Annotated in this window: 14 protein-coding genes; 4 read left to right on the top strand and 10 right to left on the bottom strand. The window is 62.4% G+C overall.

Annotation, left to right across the window (positions count from 1 at the left end):
* Positions 1 to 116: 116 nt before the first annotated feature.
* Positions 117 to 320, bottom strand: a complete 204-nt coding sequence (locus tag F3J17_RS12585; protein ID WP_167058357.1) for a hypothetical protein — start codon at positions 318 to 320, stop codon at positions 117 to 119.
* Positions 321 to 640: 320 nt separating this feature from the next.
* On the opposite strand from F3J17_RS12585, the gene F3J17_RS12580 reads away from it, so the two are divergent.
* The gene (locus F3J17_RS12580) at positions 641 to 1327 is read left to right on the top strand and encodes an XRE family transcriptional regulator (protein WP_167058354.1); all 687 of its coding nucleotides are present in this window, start codon (positions 641 to 643) and stop codon (positions 1325 to 1327) included.
* Between the two features lie 15 nt (positions 1328 to 1342).
* On the opposite strand, the gene pcaQ is transcribed toward F3J17_RS12580, so the two are convergent.
* Positions 1343 to 2338 carry a pca operon transcription factor PcaQ gene (gene pcaQ, locus F3J17_RS12575; protein WP_167058351.1) on the bottom strand — a complete coding sequence of 332 codons (996 nt, stop codon included), beginning with the start codon at positions 2336 to 2338 and terminating at the stop codon, positions 1343 to 1345.
* 144 nt (positions 2339 to 2482) lie between these two features.
* Here pcaQ and pcaH point away from each other — a divergent pair, with 144 nt between their 5' ends.
* Positions 2483 to 3187, top strand: coding sequence for a protocatechuate 3,4-dioxygenase subunit beta (gene pcaH, locus F3J17_RS12570; protein WP_167058348.1), 705 nt, complete (start codon positions 2483 to 2485; stop codon positions 3185 to 3187).
* Positions 3187 to 3777 (top strand): protocatechuate 3,4-dioxygenase subunit alpha, encoded by a 591-nt coding sequence (gene pcaG, locus F3J17_RS12565; protein WP_167058820.1) that lies wholly within the window; start codon positions 3187 to 3189, stop codon positions 3775 to 3777. The genes pcaH and pcaG overlap by 1 nt, the downstream gene beginning before the upstream one ends.
* 188 nt (positions 3778 to 3965) lie before the next feature.
* On the opposite strand, the gene F3J17_RS12560 is transcribed toward pcaG, so the two are convergent.
* The 4 genes from F3J17_RS12560 to F3J17_RS12545 form a co-directional block, all read right to left on the bottom strand.
* Positions 3966 to 4544, bottom strand: a complete 579-nt coding sequence (locus tag F3J17_RS12560; RefSeq protein ID WP_167058345.1) for an NnrU family protein — start codon at positions 4542 to 4544, stop codon at positions 3966 to 3968.
* Positions 4545 to 4786: 242 nt separating this feature from the next.
* The gene (locus F3J17_RS12555; RefSeq protein ID WP_027815455.1) at positions 4787 to 5017 is read right to left on the bottom strand and encodes an H-NS family nucleoid-associated regulatory protein; all 231 of its coding nucleotides are present in this window, start codon (positions 5015 to 5017) and stop codon (positions 4787 to 4789) included.
* 318 nt (positions 5018 to 5335) lie between these two features.
* A complete protein-coding gene (uvrA, locus tag F3J17_RS12550; protein ID WP_167058342.1) occupies positions 5336 to 11275 on the bottom strand; it encodes an excinuclease ABC subunit UvrA in 5940 nt (1979 codons plus the stop codon).
* 200 nt (positions 11276 to 11475) lie between these two features.
* The gene (locus tag F3J17_RS12545) at positions 11476 to 13860 is read right to left on the bottom strand and encodes a tetratricopeptide repeat protein (RefSeq protein ID WP_167058339.1); all 2385 of its coding nucleotides are present in this window, start codon (positions 13858 to 13860) and stop codon (positions 11476 to 11478) included.
* 287 nt (positions 13861 to 14147) lie between these two features.
* Between F3J17_RS12545 and adhP the strand changes: the two genes are divergently transcribed.
* Complete coding sequence (gene adhP / locus F3J17_RS12540) at positions 14148 to 15176, top strand: alcohol dehydrogenase AdhP (RefSeq protein ID WP_167058336.1); 1029 nt, start codon at positions 14148 to 14150, stop codon at positions 15174 to 15176.
* Positions 15177 to 15265: 89 nt separating this feature from the next.
* Here adhP and F3J17_RS12535 read toward each other — a convergent pair whose 3' ends face one another.
* The 4 genes from F3J17_RS12535 to F3J17_RS12520 all read right to left on the bottom strand — a co-directional run bounded on the left by F3J17_RS12535 (position 15266) and on the right by F3J17_RS12520 (position 18436).
* Positions 15266 to 15565 carry a putative quinol monooxygenase gene (locus tag F3J17_RS12535; RefSeq protein WP_167058333.1) on the bottom strand — a complete coding sequence of 100 codons (300 nt, stop codon included), beginning with the start codon at positions 15563 to 15565 and terminating at the stop codon, positions 15266 to 15268.
* 79 nt (positions 15566 to 15644) lie between these two features.
* Positions 15645 to 16739 carry an NADH:flavin oxidoreductase/NADH oxidase gene (locus F3J17_RS12530; protein ID WP_167058330.1) on the bottom strand — a complete coding sequence of 365 codons (1095 nt, stop codon included), beginning with the start codon at positions 16737 to 16739 and terminating at the stop codon, positions 15645 to 15647.
* 186 nt (positions 16740 to 16925) lie between these two features.
* On the bottom strand, positions 16926 to 17609 hold the full coding sequence (locus F3J17_RS12525) for a type 1 glutamine amidotransferase domain-containing protein (RefSeq protein ID WP_167058327.1): 684 nt from the start codon (positions 17607 to 17609) through the stop codon (positions 16926 to 16928).
* 224 nt (positions 17610 to 17833) lie between these two features.
* Positions 17834 to 18436, bottom strand: coding sequence for a TetR/AcrR family transcriptional regulator (locus tag F3J17_RS12520; protein ID WP_167058324.1), 603 nt, complete (start codon positions 18434 to 18436; stop codon positions 17834 to 17836).
* Between the last annotated feature and the right edge of the window lie 63 nt (positions 18437 to 18499).

Below are 18499 nucleotides of genomic sequence, written 5' to 3'. Positions count from 1 at the left end.
GCGTATAACGACAAAGGCCACCCAACACGATGGGCGGCCTTTATGTCTTTAGAGGGAATGTATTCAGGGGAACGCCGGAGCGTCAAACTCCGGCATCGAAGGACAGCAGGTTTCGACTAAGACTCTTCCACGCATTCGGCGCGGCCGATGCGATGTCCGACGATCAAGCCTGCGTCATAAGCGGATTCGAGCGCGCGGCCAACGTCGTCCGAACTCACCAGGTGGTAGTCGGCGGTTTGCTTGCCCGTCAGTTCGAAGCGCTCGACACCCAGCGTTTCTCGTGAGATGGCCAACAGTAATTCGAGACGTTCGTCGCGCATTTCCTTCTCCTTGCTTGATCTTCAGCATTCAAATCAATAGTAAGGATCACCGCATAGTGCAACGGGACGCCTCGACGAGGCTCCACTCACATCCTTACTATATTGAAAGACAGTTCTGACAGCGATAAAGATCCGCGCCGATCTTCAAACATTGTCAATTCACGCCCATGAACGCCCGAAGTGCGACAAAAAGTGCCACCAAAGCGCGTTAAAACAACGCATCGATTGCAAACGTTAGCCATTTGGCCGATGTTTCCTAAAGGCGACGCTTTGCTATGATCGGAAACGTGCCAGAACATACCCACACGCCCTTTTCCCTCATGGACACTACGCACACGCAATCGGCAGCTTCATCGACCACGGATCTGGGACGCCGGGTCCGCACCGCGCGCCTCGCCCAGGATCTGACGATCGAGCACGCCAGCCGCGTGTGCGGCGTATCGCGTTCCACACTATCGAAGATTGAAAACGGGTTGATGTCGCCCACGTTCGATGTGCTGCAAAAAATCGTCGCGGGTTTGAAGATCGATCTGGGCGAACTGTTTGGCTCGACGCCGAAGCTCGATTCCGGTGGCCGTCGCGCGCTCACGCGGCGCGGCGCAGGCAAGCCGCACGCGTATCGCGGCTACTCGATGGAACTGCTTGCCACCGAACTTGCGCATAAGGCCATGCTGCCTTTTCTGGTGCGTATCACCGCGCATTCGGTTGACGCGTTCGACGACTGGGGACGCCACGAAGGCGAGGAATTCATCTACGTAATCAGCGGCAGCGTCTGCTTGCACACTGAGCTGTATACGCCCACGCATCTGGAAGCGGGCGACAGCCTGTACTTCGACAGCCGCACCGGCCACTACGCCGTGTCCACGAGCAAGGAGGACGCGGTAGTGCTCTGGATGTCCACCGGCGAGACGGTGCCGGGCGCGCCTGAGGCTGCCGAAGTCGTCACCGCCGCGCCCGTTGCGACCGCCAAATCGCCACGTTCCAAAAGGAAACTTCCAGCAGCGTGAGGCCCCGCGCGCCCATCACGCCTTGCTCTTGCCGCGCGAACGCCCCTTCTTCGCCGCAACAATAGTTTGCGAACCAACGCGTTCGCGCGCCGATTGCCTCACCGCATCCATCAAGCCGCGCCCCGCCGCTGTTGGCTGCGTATCGGTGCGCTGAATCAGGCCCACAGGCTCTTCGCCGCCAGCGGTGGGCAGCGGCAAGCGCACTAGCGTGCCCTCTCGCAGGTCGTATTCGACCGCGCCGGAAGGCACGAACCAGACCGCGTCATTCTCCAGCGCAAGCGCGCGCCCGACCGAAACGGATAACAGCTCGACGAACGAGGTCAGCGGCGGCGCGCCCCACGCCGCCAGCAGACTGTCCGCCGCCTGGCGGATCAAGGTGCCGAAGGGCGGCAGCACCAGCTGGAATGCCGTTGGAAACGGCGCTAGCGGTTGCGCTTCGCCGGTTTCAGCGACGAGCGGATGCCCCTTGCGCACGACTACTGCGAGCGGTTCGTTGTAGAGCTGCTCGAAACTCAGCCCCACCATGCGTTCGGGGTCCGCGAGCCGCCCGACCGCAAAACTGATCGCGCCCGCCTTCAACAGTTCGAGCAATTCTGCGTTAGCCCCCGTCACCAAACGCACGCTCACGCGCGGCCAGTCAACGGTAAAGCCGCACAACGCGGCGGGCAGCAGCGCCGTCGCCACCGTCGGCAGCACGCCGATATCGAGCGTGGCCGCCACCGCCCCTTCCTCGCGCGCGAGCAGCGCCACGCCCTGTCGTAGCGCGCTCACGCAAGCGCTCGCGTGCGGCATGAAAAGCTGCCCCTCGCGCGTGGGCACCGCGCCGTGGCGGCCGCGCTCGAAAAGCTTCACGCCCAGCGCGGCTTCAAGCTCGGCGATCGTTTTGGACACAGCGGGTTGGGTGATCGACAGGCTCTCCGCCGCCTGCTGCACGCTGCCGAACTGCGCAACGGCAAGAAAGCACTGGAGATGGCGGAATTTGACGCGCGAATCTGCAAGCCGGTTTTGCATAACGATTGGTTATACGAGACACGATAAAACGTCATTTTGCATAACTTTTCGCATTGGATAAAGTGACTGCATGCGCGTGATGCGACTGCCCGTCACGCTGCAATAAACTTCATCCCACAAATCCTGCCAGGAGACACCCCCACCATGGACGAGTCCATCCTGTCGCCGCGCGACTTCGATTCGCATCCGGCGTTTGTCTATCCCCCGTATCGCTCCTCCGTCAAACGCGGCCCGACGCAGCCGATGATTCCGCTCAAGGAAAAGCTGCGCAATCTGCACGCGCCGGTTTATGGCGCAGAAGATCTCGGCGCGCTCGATCACGACCTCACGCGCAATGCCGTCCGCAACGGCGAGCCGCTGGGCGAGCGCATCATCGTGACCGGCCGCGTGCTCGACGACGGCGGCAAGCCGGTGCGCAACACGCTGGTGGAAATCTGGCAGGCCAACGCAGCAGGACGCTACGTTCACAAGCAGGATCAGCACGATGCGCCGCTCGATCCGAACTTCCTCGGCGCAGGTCGCTGCGTGACGGATAACGAAGGCCGTTACCGCTTCCTGACGATCAAGCCGGGGGCATATCCCTGGGGCAATCACCCCAACGCGTGGCGTCCGCAGCATATTCACTTCTCGCTGTTCGGCGATTACTTCGGCTCGCGTCTCGTGACGCAGATGTATTTCCCCGGCGACCCGCTGCTCGCGTTCGACCCAATCTATCAGGGCACGCCTGAGCAAGCGCGCGAGCGCATGATTTCGCGCTTCTCGCTCGACACCACCGAAGACAGCTACGCACTCGGCTACGAATTCGACATCGTGCTGCGCGGCCCGAACCAGACCCCCACGGAGCGTTGATCATGGCACTCAAGGAAACGCCCTCGCAGACCGTCGGCCCGTACTTCGCTTACGGCCTCTGCCCGCAGCAATACAACTTCGACTACAAGAGCCTGTTTACGCACGAGATCGCCGGTTCGCAAACGCCCGGCGAGCACATCACGCTGATGGGCCATGTAATCGACGGCGACGGCAAGCCCGTGTTCGACGCGATGCTGGAGTTCTCGCAGGTCGACTCGCAAGGCCACTACCCCGAATCGCGCGCACAGGTGGCCGAAACCGGCTTTCGCGGCTTCGCCCGCGTCGGCACCGGCACGGACCCCGAGCAGCGCTATATCGTGCGCACGGTAAAGCCGGCCAGCGAAAACGCCGGTGAAGCACCGCATATCAATGTGATCGTCCTGATGCGCGGCATGCTCACGCACACGTTCACGCGCATTTATTTCGATGACGAAGTCGCCGCGAATGCAGCCGATCCGGTGCTCGCTTCGGTGCCCGAAGCGCGTCGCAATACGCTGATCGCGCGTCGCAGCGAACAGGCCGGCAATATCGTTTACCACTTCGATATCCGCATGCAGGGCGAAGGCGAAACGGTGTTCTTCGATCTGTAATGCGAGCCCGCCCGAGCGGCTATTTCGTGATTTTCGCGTGGACTTTCACGCGGCTTTCATGAACCGGCCCTAAGATCGCAATCACTGCGATCTGATCGCGGAACTCCGAGCTGTACCTTTGATGAGGCCTGCCATTGAGCAGGCTTCTTTTTTGTGTCGCCGCTTTTGTGTTTTGTGGTGTCGCCCGATCAGCCGAACGGTCGCACGCCGATCAGCAGGCCATGCAACCAGAACGCAAAAATGGCCCACGCTACGAGGCCGATCACAACAGTGACCCCATCGCGCGCGACGGAACCCGGCGCGTAGACGACACCGGCTTCACGGTCGCGCCTGCGCCCCGCGCGCACTTCGATCAGCGACCAGACGAGAAACACGAAGAAAAGCAGCATCGCGTGCAGCGTGCCGTTGGCGAGCAGATGCGCGAACGCCCATAGCGCCACGCCGCTCACAAAGGGCTGGCCCAGCGCGCGCTTGATGCGATTGCCCGGCACGTAGGCGGCCGTCATCATCACGAAGGCGATGGCGGTCAGCAGGCCGGTAAGGTGCGCCATACCGAATGGCGGCAGCCAGACAGGCACCGGATAGCGACGCGCGAGCCCATAGCCCATGACGGTCAGCACGATGCCGAGTATCGAAACGAGCGCAAAAAACCCGCGCCACGCGCGTATGCCAAAACGCTCGATCTGTGCGGCGCGCCACGGCGCGGCCACGACGCGAATCGAATGCACGCCGATAAACAGCACGAGCCCGACGACCAGTAACGCCATATCCGCCTCCTTGCAGCCGCCAGGCCGCAGCGAGCACGATTATGGCGCTTATCGCGCAAAGCGGGCTTGAGCCTGATGCCTGAGCCGCTTTATTGCGCTTCAGAACAAAAGGACGTGACGGTGCGAAGCGCCATTGATTAAATGGGCAATATTCGTTGAATGGCTGAAAGGTATTTTAAAGCGACACTGAAAAATATCGGAGAAGTCAAAATCAGCCAAACGGGCGTTCGGCGATCGGACTACTAGCAGCGAAAATGCTCGATATCCTGACCCGCATGCTTATAACGCAACAGCCAGCTCGGCATATCGCCTTCTCCATTCCAGGAGTTGCCATATGCGTCACGGTACTTCGGAAGCCGTTCGCTTTCTGCAATTGATGATTCAAGAACTTCGAGCGTAATGCCGTACTCGTCCATGCGGCGTTTAATCCACACGATGAGCCGTTCGCGCGCCTCACTGTCGAGGTCGAACATCGGTTAATTCCTCTCGCATCGCCAAGGGCCGTGTGCCGATCGATATCGAATCGTCTGCCCTGAAAAGACAAAGGCTTCGCCAGTTTGCGCGAAGCTTTTCTGCACTGATGAGGTGACCAGGAGGTGGAATCCGTGGCCGGTTCGGAGGGGATCTGAGGTCCGCTGCTCCGCTCGCCAGAATGTGCCGCAAAGGTGCGCGGCTATTTGCTGCAAGCGGAGCCCATCATACCTTGCCGCCGCTGCCCAGATCAAGCGATTTGACGCCTGCGCGGGCCATTTACAGCCGTTGCAGGCGTCCTTGTGAAGCGTCGGACGGGGTTACCCCTGGGACGCTGTCGCGCGCCGTCTGGCGCCCTCTGGTTTGTCCGCAGCCTCGGCCGCCGGCGCATCGATTTGCGGTTCGTCGGATGGCGTGCGCGCGAGCACCGGTTTGAGGGCCGCGCCCGTGTGGCTCGCGGCCACCTTGACGAGCCCTTCGGGGTCCGCCGCGCCGACGATCGTACCGCCGCCCACGCCGCCCTCGGGACCGAGATCGATGATCCAGTCGGCTTCGGCGATCACGTCGAGATCGTGCTCGATCACCACTACGCTATGCCCGCCATCCGCGAGACGATGCAGCACGCGAATCAAGCGCGCGACGTCGGCCATGTGCAGGCCCACAGTCGGTTCGTCGAGCACGTAAAGCGTATGCGGCGCTTTCTGACCGCGGCGCGTGATGTCGTCGCGCACCTTCGACAGTTCCGTCACGAGCTTGATGCGCTGCGCCTCGCCGCCCGAAAGCGTTGGCGACGGCTGGCCGAGCGTGAGATAGCCAAGCCCCACGTCCTTCATCAATTGCAGCGGATGCGAAATGCTCGTGATCGAGGCAAAGAACTCCACAGCTTCGTCGATTTCCATCGTCAGGACTTCGCCGATATTGCGCCCGCGCCACGACACCGCCAGCGTTTCCGGATTGAAGCGCTGACCATGACAGACATCGCACGGCACCTTCACATCGGGCAGGAAGCTCATGCCAATAGTTCGGACTCCCTGGCCTTCGCAGGCGGGACAACGACCGTCGCCCGTATTGAACGAGAAGCGTGACGCACTATAGCCGCGCGCACGCGCTTCCAGCGTATCGGCGAACAGACGGCGAATCGCATCCCACACACCGATATAGGTGGCCGGACACGAGCGCGGCGTCTTGCCAATCGGCGTCTGGTCGACTTCGAGCACGCGATCGATGCTCTCCCAACCGCTGATCGATTCGCAGCCCTGCCATACGTGTGAAACCTCCAGCTTCGGCTTCGCGCTGGTGCGCGCGAGCACGCTCGAACGACGTTCGGCGGCGCTCGGCGCGGTCTCCTTCGCGCTCTTGCGCGCACGTCGCACTGCCGGCGACGACAGCACCGAACGGCCCACTGCATCGAGCAGATTCGAGAGCAGCACATCGCGTGCAAGCGTGGACTTGCCGGAACCGCTCACGCCGGTAATCGCCACCAGACGACCGAGCGGAATCTGCGCCGTCACGTCGCGCAGATTGTGCAGCTTGCCGCCGTGGACGGTCAGCCATTGCTCGGGCACCGCTTCGCGGCCCGCACGCGCCGGCTTCACTTCGCGGCGCGGTTGCAGCGGATGCACGATCGGATGCGCGAGATAGCGGCCCGTGAGCGAATCGGGCTGCGCCGCGAGATCGGCGACCTTGCCTTGCGCGACCACGCGACCGCCGCGCTTGCCCGCGCTCGGCCCGATATCGATGATGTGATCGGCGCGGCGAATCGTATCTTCGTCATGCTCGACCACGACCAGCGTATTGCCCTTGTCGCCGAGGTTGCGCAGCGCGTTGAGCAGGATCTGGTTGTCGCGCGGATGCAGACCGATAGTCGGCTCGTCAAGCACATAGCAGACGCCCTGCAGATTGCTGCCAAGCTGCGCCGCCAGGCGGATACGTTGCGCTTCGCCGCCCGAAAGACTCGGCGCGGCGCGATCGAGACTCAGATAACCCAGGCCGACTTCTTCGAGGAATTGCAGGCGGCTGCGGATTTCGCTGATGACGTCGCGCGCGATCTGCGCATCGCGGCCATTCAGTTCGAGCGATTCGATCCAGCCGCGCGTTTGCGCTACGGTCCATTGCGCGACCTCGACGATCGCATGCTCGTCGAACGTCACCGCACGCGCCTCGGGATTCAGGCGCGTGCCATGACAATCCGGACACGGCTCGTCGGCCATTCCTTCGGGCTCCTGCTCTTCCGAAGGCAGCGTCTGTTCGCGGCCGCGATCGTCGGCGGACATCACCGTATCGTCATACACGGCGCGCTGTTCGCGCGTGAGCGCGAGGCCCGTGCCCACGCAGGTCGTACACCAGCCGTGCTTGCTGTTGTACGAGAACATGCGCGGATCGAGTTCGGGATAGCTCGTGCCGCACACCGGGCAGGCACGGCGTGTGGAAAGCACTTTCACCGTGCCGATATGCGACGTCGACGTGCCGTTGCCGAGTGCGTCGTTCAGACCGTCGAGCGGCGCGAGCAGATGCACGACGCCCTTACCCGCTTCGAGCGTGGTTTCGAGCATCTGACGCAATTGAGCCTCGTTTTCAGGCTCGATCACGAGATCGCCCACCGGCAGTTCGATGGTGTGCTCGCGGAAGCGGTCGAGCTTCGGCCACGGCGCAACCGGCAGGAATTCGCCGTCGACGCGCAGATGCGTATTGCCGCGCGCCTTGGCCCATTTCGCAAGATCGGTATAGACGCCCTTGCGGTTCACCACGAGCGGCGCAAGCAGCCCCACGTGCTCACCGCGATGCTCGCGCAGCAATTGCGCGACGATCGCATCGGCGCTTTGCGAAGTGACTGGCGTGCCGTCGTGCACGCAATGCTGCATGCCGAGCTTCACGTACAGCAGACGCAGGAAGTGCCAGACTTCAGACGTAGTCGCCACCGTACTCTTGCGACCGCCGCGCGAAAGACGCTGCTCAATGGCAACGGTCGGCGGAATGCCGTACACGGCATCGACTTCAGGGCGTCCCGCGGGTTGCACGATCGAGCGCGCGTAGGCGTTCAGCGATTCCAGATAACGGCGCTGGCCTTCATGGAACAGAATGTCGAAGGCGAGCGTGGATTTACCCGAGCCCGACACGCCCGTAATAACGTTAAAACGGCCATGCGGAATATCGACGTCGAGCGCCTTGAGGTTGTGCTCGCGCGCATTGACGATACGCACGACGTCCTCGCCCTGGATCTCGCGGCGCGCCTGCGCGGCGCGCATCGCGGTCTGCAGCGCGATGCCTTCTTCTTCGGCAAGCACGGGTTCCACACCGTGGCCGAGCGCGGCTTCGTAGCGCTCCAGCGCCGCGCCGGTATGCGAACGCGGGCAGGCAATCGCGTCGTCGGGCGTGCCAACGCACACCACTTCGCCGCCCGCATCGCCGCCTTCGGGACCGAGGTCGATCAGCCAGTCCGCCGCGCGAATCACGTCGAGATTGTGCTCGATGACGAGCAACGAATGACCGCCCGCCAGCAGCTTGCCGAACGCGCGCATCAGCTTGGCAATATCGTCGAAATGCAGGCCCGTGGTGGGCTCGTCGAACATGAAAAGACGGCCGCCCACGGCCTTGTCCTTGCCACGCGCCTGCGCCGTTTCCGCGAGATAACCCGCGAGTTTCAGGCGCTGCGCCTCGCCGCCCGAAAGTGTGGGCACCGGCTGGCCAAGCTTCACATATTCCAGGCCCACATCGACGATAGGCTGGATCACGCGCAATACTTCGGCATCCTCAGCGAAACATTGCACCGCTTCGCTCACGGTCAGATCCAGCACATCCGCCACCGACAGCAGACGTCCGCCACGCTCGATCTTCACTTCGAGCACTTCCGGACGATAGCGGCTGCCGTCGCAATCCGGGCAACGCAGATAGACGTCGCTCAGGAACTGCATTTCGATGTGCTCGAAACCCGAACCGCCGCAGGTCGGGCAGCGGCCTTCGCCCGAATTGAAACTGAACATGCCCGCCGTGTAGCCGCGCTGCTTCGCGAGCGTGGCCTTGGCGAACAGCTTGCGGATCTCGTCGAACGCGCCCACATAACTGGCCGGATTCGAACGCGCGGTCTTGCCGATCGGCGATTGATCGACGAACACGGCGTCCGTGATCTGCTCCGCACCGGTGAGCGCGCGATAGACGCCCGGCGACTCCGTGGCCTTGCCGAGATGGCGCGCCAGCGCCGGATAAAGCACGTCCTGAATGAGCGTCGATTTGCCCGAACCCGACACACCCGTCACGCAGACGAGACGCTGCAAGGGGAACTGCACCGTCACGTCGCGCAGATTGTGTTCGCTCGCACCTTCCAGCAGCAGGCTGGGCGTATTCGCATCGACAGGGCGACGCTCCCAGTGCGAGGCGTCGGCAACCGCACGATGACCACCCAGATACTCGCCGGTCAGCGTGCCGGACGAACGAATGTCCCTGGGCGTACCGTCATAGACGATCGTACCGCCGCGCTCGCCCGGTCCCGGACCCATGTCGATCAGACGGTCGGCGGCAAGCATCACCGATGGGTCGTGCTCGACCACCACCAGCGTATTACCCGCGTCACGCAGGCGCTGCATGGCTTCGACGATACGATTCAGGTCGCGCGGATGCAGACCGATACTCGGTTCGTCGAGCACGAACAGCGTCTTGGTGAGCGAGGTGCCGAGCGCCGTGGTCAGGTTGATCCGCTGCACTTCGCCGCCCGACAGCGTGCGGCTCTGGCGATCGAGCGTGAGATAGCCCAGCCCCACGTCGCACAGATATTTGAGGCGCGTGCGAACTTCGGCGAGCAGCAGTTTTAGCGCATCGTCAAGGAGTGCCGACGATAGCGAAAGATTGTCGAAGAAGCGGCGGATGCGCTCGATCGGCAGCAACATCACGTCGTGCAGCGTCAGACCGGGCAGCGCTTCGAGTTGCGCGCGCGACCAGTCCACGCCATGCGGCAGGAAGCGCGCGGCGGGCGCGAGCACTTCGTCGGCGTTTTCCTGCGTGCCCAGACGCCACTGCAAGGCTTCGGTCTTCAGACGCGCGCCGCCACAGGTTTCACACGGCGTATAGCTGCGATATTTGGAGAGCAGCACGCGAATATGCATCTTGTACGCTTTCGATTCCAGATACTGGAAAAAGCGCTTCACGCCATACCACTGCGATTGCCAGTTGCCCTTCCAGTCCGCCGCGCCATTGATCACCCAGTCGCGTTGCTCCTCGGTCAGCTCGGACCACGCGGTATCGCGCGGGACGCCAGCCTTGGCGGCGTAGCGCATCAGGTCGTCCTGACACTCCTTCCACGCGGGCGTCTGCAGCGGCTTGATCACGCCACCGCGCAAGGATTTGCGCGCGTCGGGAATCACCAGCCCCCAATCCACGCCGATCACCCGACCGAAACCGCGGCACACTTCACACGCGCCATAAGCCGAGTTAAACGAGAACAGCGCGGGTTGCGGGTCCGCGTAGCGAAGATCGCTGTCCGGGCAATGCAGGCCGGTGGAGAAACGCCAGATCTGCGGCTCGGGTTTCGTATCGGAAACGTCGCTAGAAGCGTCCGTTTCCGATACGACATAAATGTTCACGCGCCCGGCACCGCGCTTGAGCGAAGCCTCGATGGCCTCGACCACACGGGCTTTGTCGGCATTCTGCAAACGGAAGCGGTCGGCGACCACGTCGAGCACCTTGCGCGTGCCTTCAGCAGTTTTGACTTCGCGCTGTGCCTGCACGCGCGTATAGCCGCTCGCGGACAACCACTGCTGCACTTCTTCCTCGGTCGTCGTATCCGGCAACTCGACCGGGAACGTCACCACCAGACGCGGATCGCCCACCGCCGTGCGCGCGAGCAGTTCCGCGTAGATCGTTTCCGGCGTGTCGTGCCGCACCGGCTGCGCCGTGACGCGATCGAACAGATTCGCAGCGCGCGCATAGAGCAGCTTCAGGTGGTCGTTCAGCTCCGTCATGGTGCCGACCGTCGAGCGCGAACTGCGCACCGGGTTGGTCTGGTCGATGGCGATGGCGGGCGGCACGCCATCAACGCGATCGACCTGCGGACGGTCCATGCGGTCGAGGAACTGGCGCGCATACGCACTGAAGGTTTCGACGTAACGACGCTGCCCTTCCGCGTAAAGGGTGTCGAACACAAGACTGGACTTGCCCGAGCCGGAAGGCCCGGTCACCACCGTCATTTCGCCGGTGTGCAGGTCGAGATCGAGGTTCTTGAGGTTGTGCTGACGGGCACCGCGGATTCGGATGGATCGGTTATCGCTCACTTGCGCTGGCATTCCGGATGGATCACAGGCGTGGGAACCGGGCGCTGGGCCCGGCCGCTTTCGGCCCGATCGGGCGGGCAGAGTATTGGAGATTTTACTGTATATTTATACAGCATGCAGGGCGCGTGCTGAATCACTGCCAGAGCGGCTTTCCGCCTCGTCAATCTGGCCAGATGGCCTATGCCATCCGGCCAGTTGCGTCAGATCGCGGTTTGCGGTTTCTCTTCCCCCGCCCCGCTCCATTCGCTCCACATCGCTGCGTACGCAGTTTCCATACCGCGTGCAAAGCGGGCGCCATCCATCAGTGGCGAGGCCTCCATCCGCGCGCGCAGGGTCGCGCGCAAATAGGCCAGTCGCGGCAGATACGTAGAAAGCGATACCACCGTCTGCACGAAATCCTCGTCGGAAAACGCGGCGAGAGCATCCAGCCCCAGATTCGCCAGTTGGGACAATCCGGCCCGGCCTGCACAGGTCGCACCCACCCGCGTCACTACGGGTACGCCCATCCACAGCGCGTCGAGCGTCGTGGTGTGGCCGTTGTACGGCAGCGTGTCGATGGCGAGGTCGATCTGGTGGTAAGTGCGCAGATAGGCATCGCGCGGCTGGAACGGTACGAAACGCACGCGTGCCGGATCGATGCCGTGTTGCGCAAGACGCGTGGCCAGAAGCGCCTGCGCATCGCCCTGTGCGGCCATCAGCATGAGGCGGGCATCCGGCAACGCCGCGAACACGCGCGACCACAGTGCGAGTGTCGAATCCGTCAATTTGCAGGGGTTATTCAAACTGCCGAGCGTAATGTGTCCCGCCTGCTTCGCGGGCAGCGCGTTGACTGCCGGTTCTCGCGCAAGCGGGTCGTAACACCAGAATGTGTCTGGCAAACGCACGGTGCGTTCGGTGTAATGCGCCTCAAACGAAGGCGGATCGAGGTGCGGGTCGGTGAAGCGATAGCCGATTGCGTCGATGCCCGTCGTACCGGGATAGGCCAGCCACGCAACCTGCACCGGAGCCGGTTGCCGCGCAAACAGCAATGGCCGGCCATCGGCCATATGCATGGTGAGATCGACGAGGATATCGATGCCGTCTGCGTAAATCTGCTGCGCGAGCGCCGCGTCGTTGAGCTGACGCACGTCGTGCCACACGTCGATATGCGCCGCGAGACGTGCCGTCACTTCATCGGGACGTACGACGCTCGAATACGCATGGATCTCGAAGCGGCTTCTGTCGTGATTCGCAAGCAGCGGCGTCATGAATAATGCCTGGCAATGCTCACGAAAATCCGCCGATACATAGCCGATCTTCAACCGCCGTCCTTGCAGGTCTTTCGGTTCGTGAAAATATCGTTGCTCACGCAACGGCGCTTCATGCTGTCCCGACCAACGCCGCGCCTCTTCGAGAATCGCTTCAGGCGCGGCTGACTGGAACGAAAGCGCGTAAAGCAGATTGCTGTGCGCAGTGAGGTTATCCGGATCGCTTTTCACGGCGCGCTCGAAACACGCGATACCTTCATCAAGCTCGCCGCGATCCTTCAAGACGTTGCCGAGGTTATTGAGCGTGGGCGAATGTTCCGGCGCGAGTTCGAGCGCCTTGCGCAGCAGCGCACAGGCCTTGTCATGCTGCCCCAGCGTACGCTGCAGATTCGCCGCGTTGTTCCAGGCATCGACGAAATCGGGCCGCACGCGAATGGCGGTTTCAAAAGCGTCCATCGCTGCCTTGTGCTCGCCCAGTTCGCGGCATACATTGCCGAGATTGTTAGCGGCTTCGGCATGGGCGGGATTGATCGACAGCGCGTGACGGTACTGTGCCTGAGCCTCACTGCGCCGTCCTAGCGCGTGCAGCGCGTTACCGTAGTTATAGGCCGCATGCGCAAAATCCGGCGCAATCTTTAGCGCGCGTTCGAGCACTGCTGCCGCCTCTTGCGGATTGCCCTCGTCGACCAGCAACACGCCAAGGTTCACGAGCGCTGCCGTGGAATCGGGCGCAGCTTCAACGGCTTCACGCAGCAACGCCAGCGCTTGCGCATGCTGCCCTTGCGCACGCAGCAGCGTGCCCAGATTGACCAACGCGTCGGCATTGCCCGGCTGCGCCGCCAGCGCGCGCTCGTACGACGCTTGCGCGAGCGCCGCCTCGCCAAGCAATTGACGGCAATTGCCGAGATTGTTGAACGCGTCGGCGCGCTGTGGATCACGCTGTGTGAGTACTTCCCACGCCTGCGCCGCGTCGTGATACGCACCCTGCGCCTGCAGCGCACTGGCGAAGCCAAACCAGTGATCTGCATCGCTGGCGTCTTCCTCCAGCAGCGTGCGATAAGCTGCCGCGGCCTCGGCGTGGCGCTGCGAAAACGCATACGCCTGCCCGATTGCCTCGCGATAGCGCCGGTTCGCCGGTTCGATTTCAAGCGCTTTCGTAAGCCCGCCGACCGCTTCCTGAAAGCGGCCTTGCTGCATCGCAATCACCGCGAGCCGGAAATGCGCTGGGCCGTGCAAAGGGTCAAGTTCGACGATACGGCTATATGCCTCGCAGGCGGCGGCGAAATCGCCGGCGATATGCCGTTCATGTGCCTGCTGGAAAAGTTCTTCGGTCTGCATCCGGACGCACGGGTCGATGGGCGAAACGCCCATTGTAATCGGCCAATGTGTCCAGCATCGGATACCTCACGATCCTTATCTGGAAAGCAAACATTTGATTCGGAGTGCAATTCAAATTCGCATTGAAAATGCTTCGTTAAATAACTTCTTTCCCTGATGCGATACCCATTGCGTCGATATGACACGCGCAATTCCGGCGCGTTACTTCACACAATTTGGCACACTGAAAGAGTCACGAAAGCATGATTGCGCAGGTGTAGCGCTCTTACCCCGAACAGGAGCCGATGATGAGCAAGACAATGCAGGCAGCCGTGGTCCGCGAATTTGGCAAGCCACTGGTTATCGAAGAAGTGGCCGTTCCCGAGCCGGGTCCCGGCGAACTCGTCGTGAAGATCGAAGCCTGCGGCGTGTGCCATACGGACCTGCACGCCGCGCATGGCGACTGGCCCGTCAAGCCGCAACCGCCCTTTATTCCGGGCCATGAAGGCGTCGGTTACGTGGTGGGCGTGGGCAGCGGCGTGAAGCACGTCAAGGAAGGCGACCGCGTGGGCATTCCGTGGCTCTATTCCGCATGCGGTCATTGCGAACATTGCCTGGGTGGTTGGGAAACCTTGTGCGAGCAGCAGAAAAACACGGGCTATTCGGTCAACGGCGGCTTCGCGCAATATGCAAAAGCCGATGCCAACTACGTCGGCCTGCTGCCCAAGGGCGTGAATTTTATCGACATCGCGCCGGTACTTTGTGCGGGCGTCACGGTTTATAAAGGCCTGAAAGTGACCGATACGCGTCCCGGCAATTGGGTCGTGATTTCCGGCGTAGGTGGGCTCGGGCACATGGCGGTTCAATACGCGCGCGCGATGGGCCTGAACGTCGCCGCCGTCGACGTTGACGATGCGAAACTCGAGCTTGCAAAGCGATTGGGGGCGACGGTTACCGTCAATGCGAAGACCACCGACCCGGCGGCTTATCTGAAGAAGGAAATTGGCGGCGCGCATGGCGTGCTCGTCACCGCGGTTTCGCCGATCGCGTTCTCACAGGCCCTGGGGATGGTACGACGCGGCGGCACGGTTTCGCTCAACGGCCTGCCACCCGGCGATTTCCCCTTGCCGATTTTCGACATGGTGCTGAGCGGCGTGACGGTGCGTGGCTCGATCGTCGGCACCCGGCTCGACCTTGAAGAGTCGCTGATCTTCGCGCAGGAAGGCAAGGTCAAGGCGACCGTCAGCACCGACCGGCTCGAAAACATCAACGACGTGTTCGCACGCATGGAGCGCGGCGCAATCGAGGGCCGCGTGGTACTGGATTTCGCGCACTGACGCGCACCGACCAGGACCAACGAAAAAGCGCCAGGGCAACACATCGCCTTGGCGCTTTCTCTCATACAAACGAGGCTATCGCTTCAAACTCAAGCAGCGATATCCACGCCCACCAGTGCCTTCACGTCGACCGGCTCGGCCAGCCAGTCGCCGATCTTGCCGCGAAACGCCACATAGTGCGCGCTTTCGCGATGCGCCTGAACAGCGGCTTCATCCACGTATGTCTCGTAGAGATGAAAACCCGGCGTGCCGTCCGCGCGACGCAGCAGGTCGTAGCGACGATTGCCCGCTTCCTTGCGCGTTTCGACCACCATGTGACGCAGTTCCGCTTCGAGGTCGGCGACATGTTCGGCCTTCGGCGTGAGGCTCGCAAAAAGATAGATGCTCATCAGAGTGTCCTTATCGTCGGTAAGTCAATGAGTCTGCGTCGATGAAATTTCCGATCGGCAATTTCCGTCGTCAGGCCGCTCAGGCCTTGTAGCGTTCGAGCCAGTGCGCGTACGGCGCCGGCAGCACCCACGCCGCGCGATCGACCTTCAGTTCCTGCGCAGCAAAGTACGGCCAGTGCGGGTTCGCCAGATGCGCGCGGCCCACCATCACCAGATCCAGCTGCTCCGAAGCGACCGAGCGCTCGGCCAGTTCCGGCGTGCCGATACCCCATGCCGACGACACCGGCAGGCCCGCCGCGCGACGCACCTTCTGCGCGATCGGCGCGAGGAAAGCCGGCGCCCACGGAATCTGCGCGGTCGGCGTGGAGAAACCCACGCTCACGCCCAGCATGTCCAGGCCTTCGCGCTTGAAGTTCTTCGCGAGTTCGATGGATTCGGCCAGCGTCTGCTCGTCGCGGCCATCGTATTCGATCACGCCAAAACGCGCCGTCAGCGGCAAATGTTCCGGCCAGACCTTGCGCACGGCAGCGAGCGTTTCCAGAAGGAAACGGCTGCGGTTTTCGAGGCTGCCGCCGTAAGCATCGGTGCGCTGGTTCGAGTGTTCCGAGAAGAAGCTTTGACCCAGATAGCCGTGCGCAAAGTGCAGTTCCAGCCATTCGAAGCCCGCGTCCAGCGCGCGCTTTGCCGCTGCGACGAAGTCTTCGCGCACGCGCGCGATATCGTCGAGCGTCATTTCCTGCGGCACCTTCGGCAGATGCGCGCCAAACGGGATCGCGGACGGCGCGATGGTCTGCCAGCCGCGTGCGTCGCCTTCGGCGATATGGTCGTCGCCTTCCCACGGACGATTGGCGCTCGCCTTGCGGCCCGCGTGTGCGATCTGGATGCCGGGCACCGAGCCCGCAGCCTTGATAGCGGCGACGGTCGGCGCAAACGCCTTGGCCTGCTCGTCATTCCAGATACCCGCGCAGCCCGGCGTGATGCGGCCTTCCGGCGACACCGCCGTCGCTTCGACGATCACGAGGCCCGCGCCGCCGCGCGCGATCTGGGCGTAATGAACGTGGTGCCAGTCGTTGATCATGCCATCGACGGCCATGTACTGGCACATCGGCGGAACCGCGATGCGGTTGCGCAGGGATACATCTTTGAGCTTGAACGGTTCGAACAATGCGGACATCTACTGCTCTCCTTGGGCGGCGCGAACCGGGAATCCGGCGGAATTTCGCGCCCTTGAAAAAACGTTGAATAAAGAATTCAGGATTTCCTTTAAGCACGCGCTCGCGCAGCGAGCGACAAAAACGCTCCCCGCGCCGCATATTTCGCGGCGCGCAGAGTTGCTTGAAGGAAATGGGGATAAACGGACTTACTTCTTGTTCAGCAGTTCGAGCAGCGCTTCGGCGACCGGCTCCGACGATGCGGGGTTTTGCCCCGTGATGAGCAGGCCATCGATGGCCACGTGGGGAGCCCAGTCTTCCGCCTTGGAGTAGTCGCCGCCGTTGGCCTTGAGCATGTCCTCGACGAGGAACGGCACCACATCGGTCAGCTCGACGGCGGCTTCTTCGCTGTTTGCGAAACCGGTCACCTTCTTGCCCGCCACGATCGAGCGGCCATCGGCGCCCTTGACGTGACGCAGCACGCCCGGTGCGTGGCACACGGCCGCGACCGGCTTGCCTGCGGCGAGGGTCTTTTCGATCAGCGCGATCGACTGCGTGTCTTCGGCGAGATCCCACAGCGGGCCGTGGCCGCCCGGATAGAACACTGCGTCGAAGTCGTTCGCGTCGACATCGGCGAGACGTTTCGTATTGGCCAGTTCGGCCTGTGCCGCGGCGTCCGCGTCGAAGCGGCGCGTGGCATCGGTCTGCGCCGACGGATCGCTGCTCTTCGGATCGAGCGGCGGCTGGCCGCCCTTGGGCGACGCCAGCGTGATCTTCGCGCCCGCGTCGCGCAGTGCGAAGTAGGGAGCGGCAAACTCTTCGAGCCAGAAACCCGTCTTCTTGCCCGTGTTGCCGAGTTGGTCGTGCGAAGTCAAAACGATCAGTACGTTCATCGAGTTTTCCTTTTATCGATGATGCCGGGCGCTCTCGCGCCCATTGAAACCGGTCTTGCGTGCCGTGCCGATTCTTTCGGCGCCTGCACAATTAGACCGGTCGTCTAGTCACTTGCCGCATGATACGACTCTTCAAGAAGACGCCTGCTCAAACGCGTCCAATCGATGATGTCATGCCGATGTGGCGTGTTGGTTACGTTCCCGGGTAAGCCCGGGACTTGCCGTCAGACTGCGCGCGGCAGATTCAGAAGTTGCCGGGTCGTGGCCATCGCCGCGTCAAGCGGACGGCGGTCGCGGCGGATCTTCTCCATCAGCGTCGCGCCTAGCCACAGTTCGTAGAGCGTCGCAGCGGTAGAGCTCGCATCGCTGATGCCGGTGAGCGAACCGTCGGCGCAACCTTCGTCGATACAGACCGCAATACGCCGGATGATCTCTTCAGTACCACGACGCAGCACCGCGCGCATCGGCTCGGACAGGTCGCTGACTTCCGCGCCCAGCTTCACCGCGAGGCATTTGCCGTCGGGACCGTCCGCGCACTGCATGACACGCCAGTCCTCGAAATAGCCCATCAGGCGCTCGACCGGCGAACCGGCCCGCTGTACGAGCTGCGCTTCAAGACGCTCTTCGTATTCGGTGAAGTAACACGTCAGCAAAGCTTCGCCGAACGCCTCTTTCGAGCCGAAATAGTGATAGAACGACCCTTTGGGGACGCCCGCGGTCGCGAGAATCTCATTGAGACCGACGGCCGAAAAACCCTTGCCCAGAATGATGGGCATGGCGGTATCGAGGATGTGTTGTCGAACTTCGACGGCTGGCGCTGCGTTCATGGGTTGCCATGTTACAGGCGGATTAGACCAGTCGTCTAGTAATCTCCCGACTCACGAAGTGGC

Source organism: Burkholderia sp. Ax-1719 (assembly GCF_011753055.1).
GTDB lineage: Bacteria > Pseudomonadota > Gammaproteobacteria > Burkholderiales > Burkholderiaceae > Paraburkholderia.
This window is presented reverse-complemented; position numbering and strand designations above follow the sequence as displayed.

Bases quoted from the DNA above. Each gene is read 5' to 3' on its own strand.
- F3J17_RS12585 (WP_167058357.1), bottom strand. From the start codon at position 320: ATGCGCGACGAACGTCTCGAATTACTGTTGGCCATCTCACGAGAAACG.
- pcaH (WP_167058348.1), top strand. From the start codon at position 2,483: ATGGACGAGTCCATCCTGTCGCCGCGCGACTTCGATTCGCATCCGGCG.
- F3J17_RS12525 (WP_167058327.1), bottom strand. From the start codon at position 17,609: ATGAACGTACTGATCGTTTTGACTTCGCACGACCAACTCGGCAACACG.
- F3J17_RS12535 (WP_167058333.1), bottom strand. From the start codon at position 15,565: ATGAGCATCTATCTTTTTGCGAGCCTCACGCCGAAGGCCGAACATGTC.
- F3J17_RS12530 (WP_167058330.1), bottom strand. From the start codon at position 16,739: ATGTCCGCATTGTTCGAACCGTTCAAGCTCAAAGATGTATCCCTGCGC.
- F3J17_RS12520 (WP_167058324.1), bottom strand. From the start codon at position 18,436: ATGAACGCAGCGCCAGCCGTCGAAGTTCGACAACACATCCTCGATACC.
- F3J17_RS12555 (WP_027815455.1), bottom strand. From the start codon at position 5,017: ATGTTCGACCTCGACAGTGAGGCGCGCGAACGGCTCATCGTGTGGATT.
- adhP (WP_167058336.1), top strand. From the start codon at position 14,148: ATGAGCAAGACAATGCAGGCAGCCGTGGTCCGCGAATTTGGCAAGCCA.
- F3J17_RS12545 (WP_167058339.1), bottom strand. From the start codon at position 13,860: ATGCAGACCGAAGAACTTTTCCAGCAGGCACATGAACGGCATATCGCC.
- pcaQ (WP_167058351.1), bottom strand. From the start codon at position 2,338: ATGCAAAACCGGCTTGCAGATTCGCGCGTCAAATTCCGCCATCTCCAG.
- F3J17_RS12580 (WP_167058354.1), top strand. From the start codon at position 641: ATGGACACTACGCACACGCAATCGGCAGCTTCATCGACCACGGATCTG.
- F3J17_RS12560 (WP_167058345.1), bottom strand. From the start codon at position 4,544: ATGGCGTTACTGGTCGTCGGGCTCGTGCTGTTTATCGGCGTGCATTCG.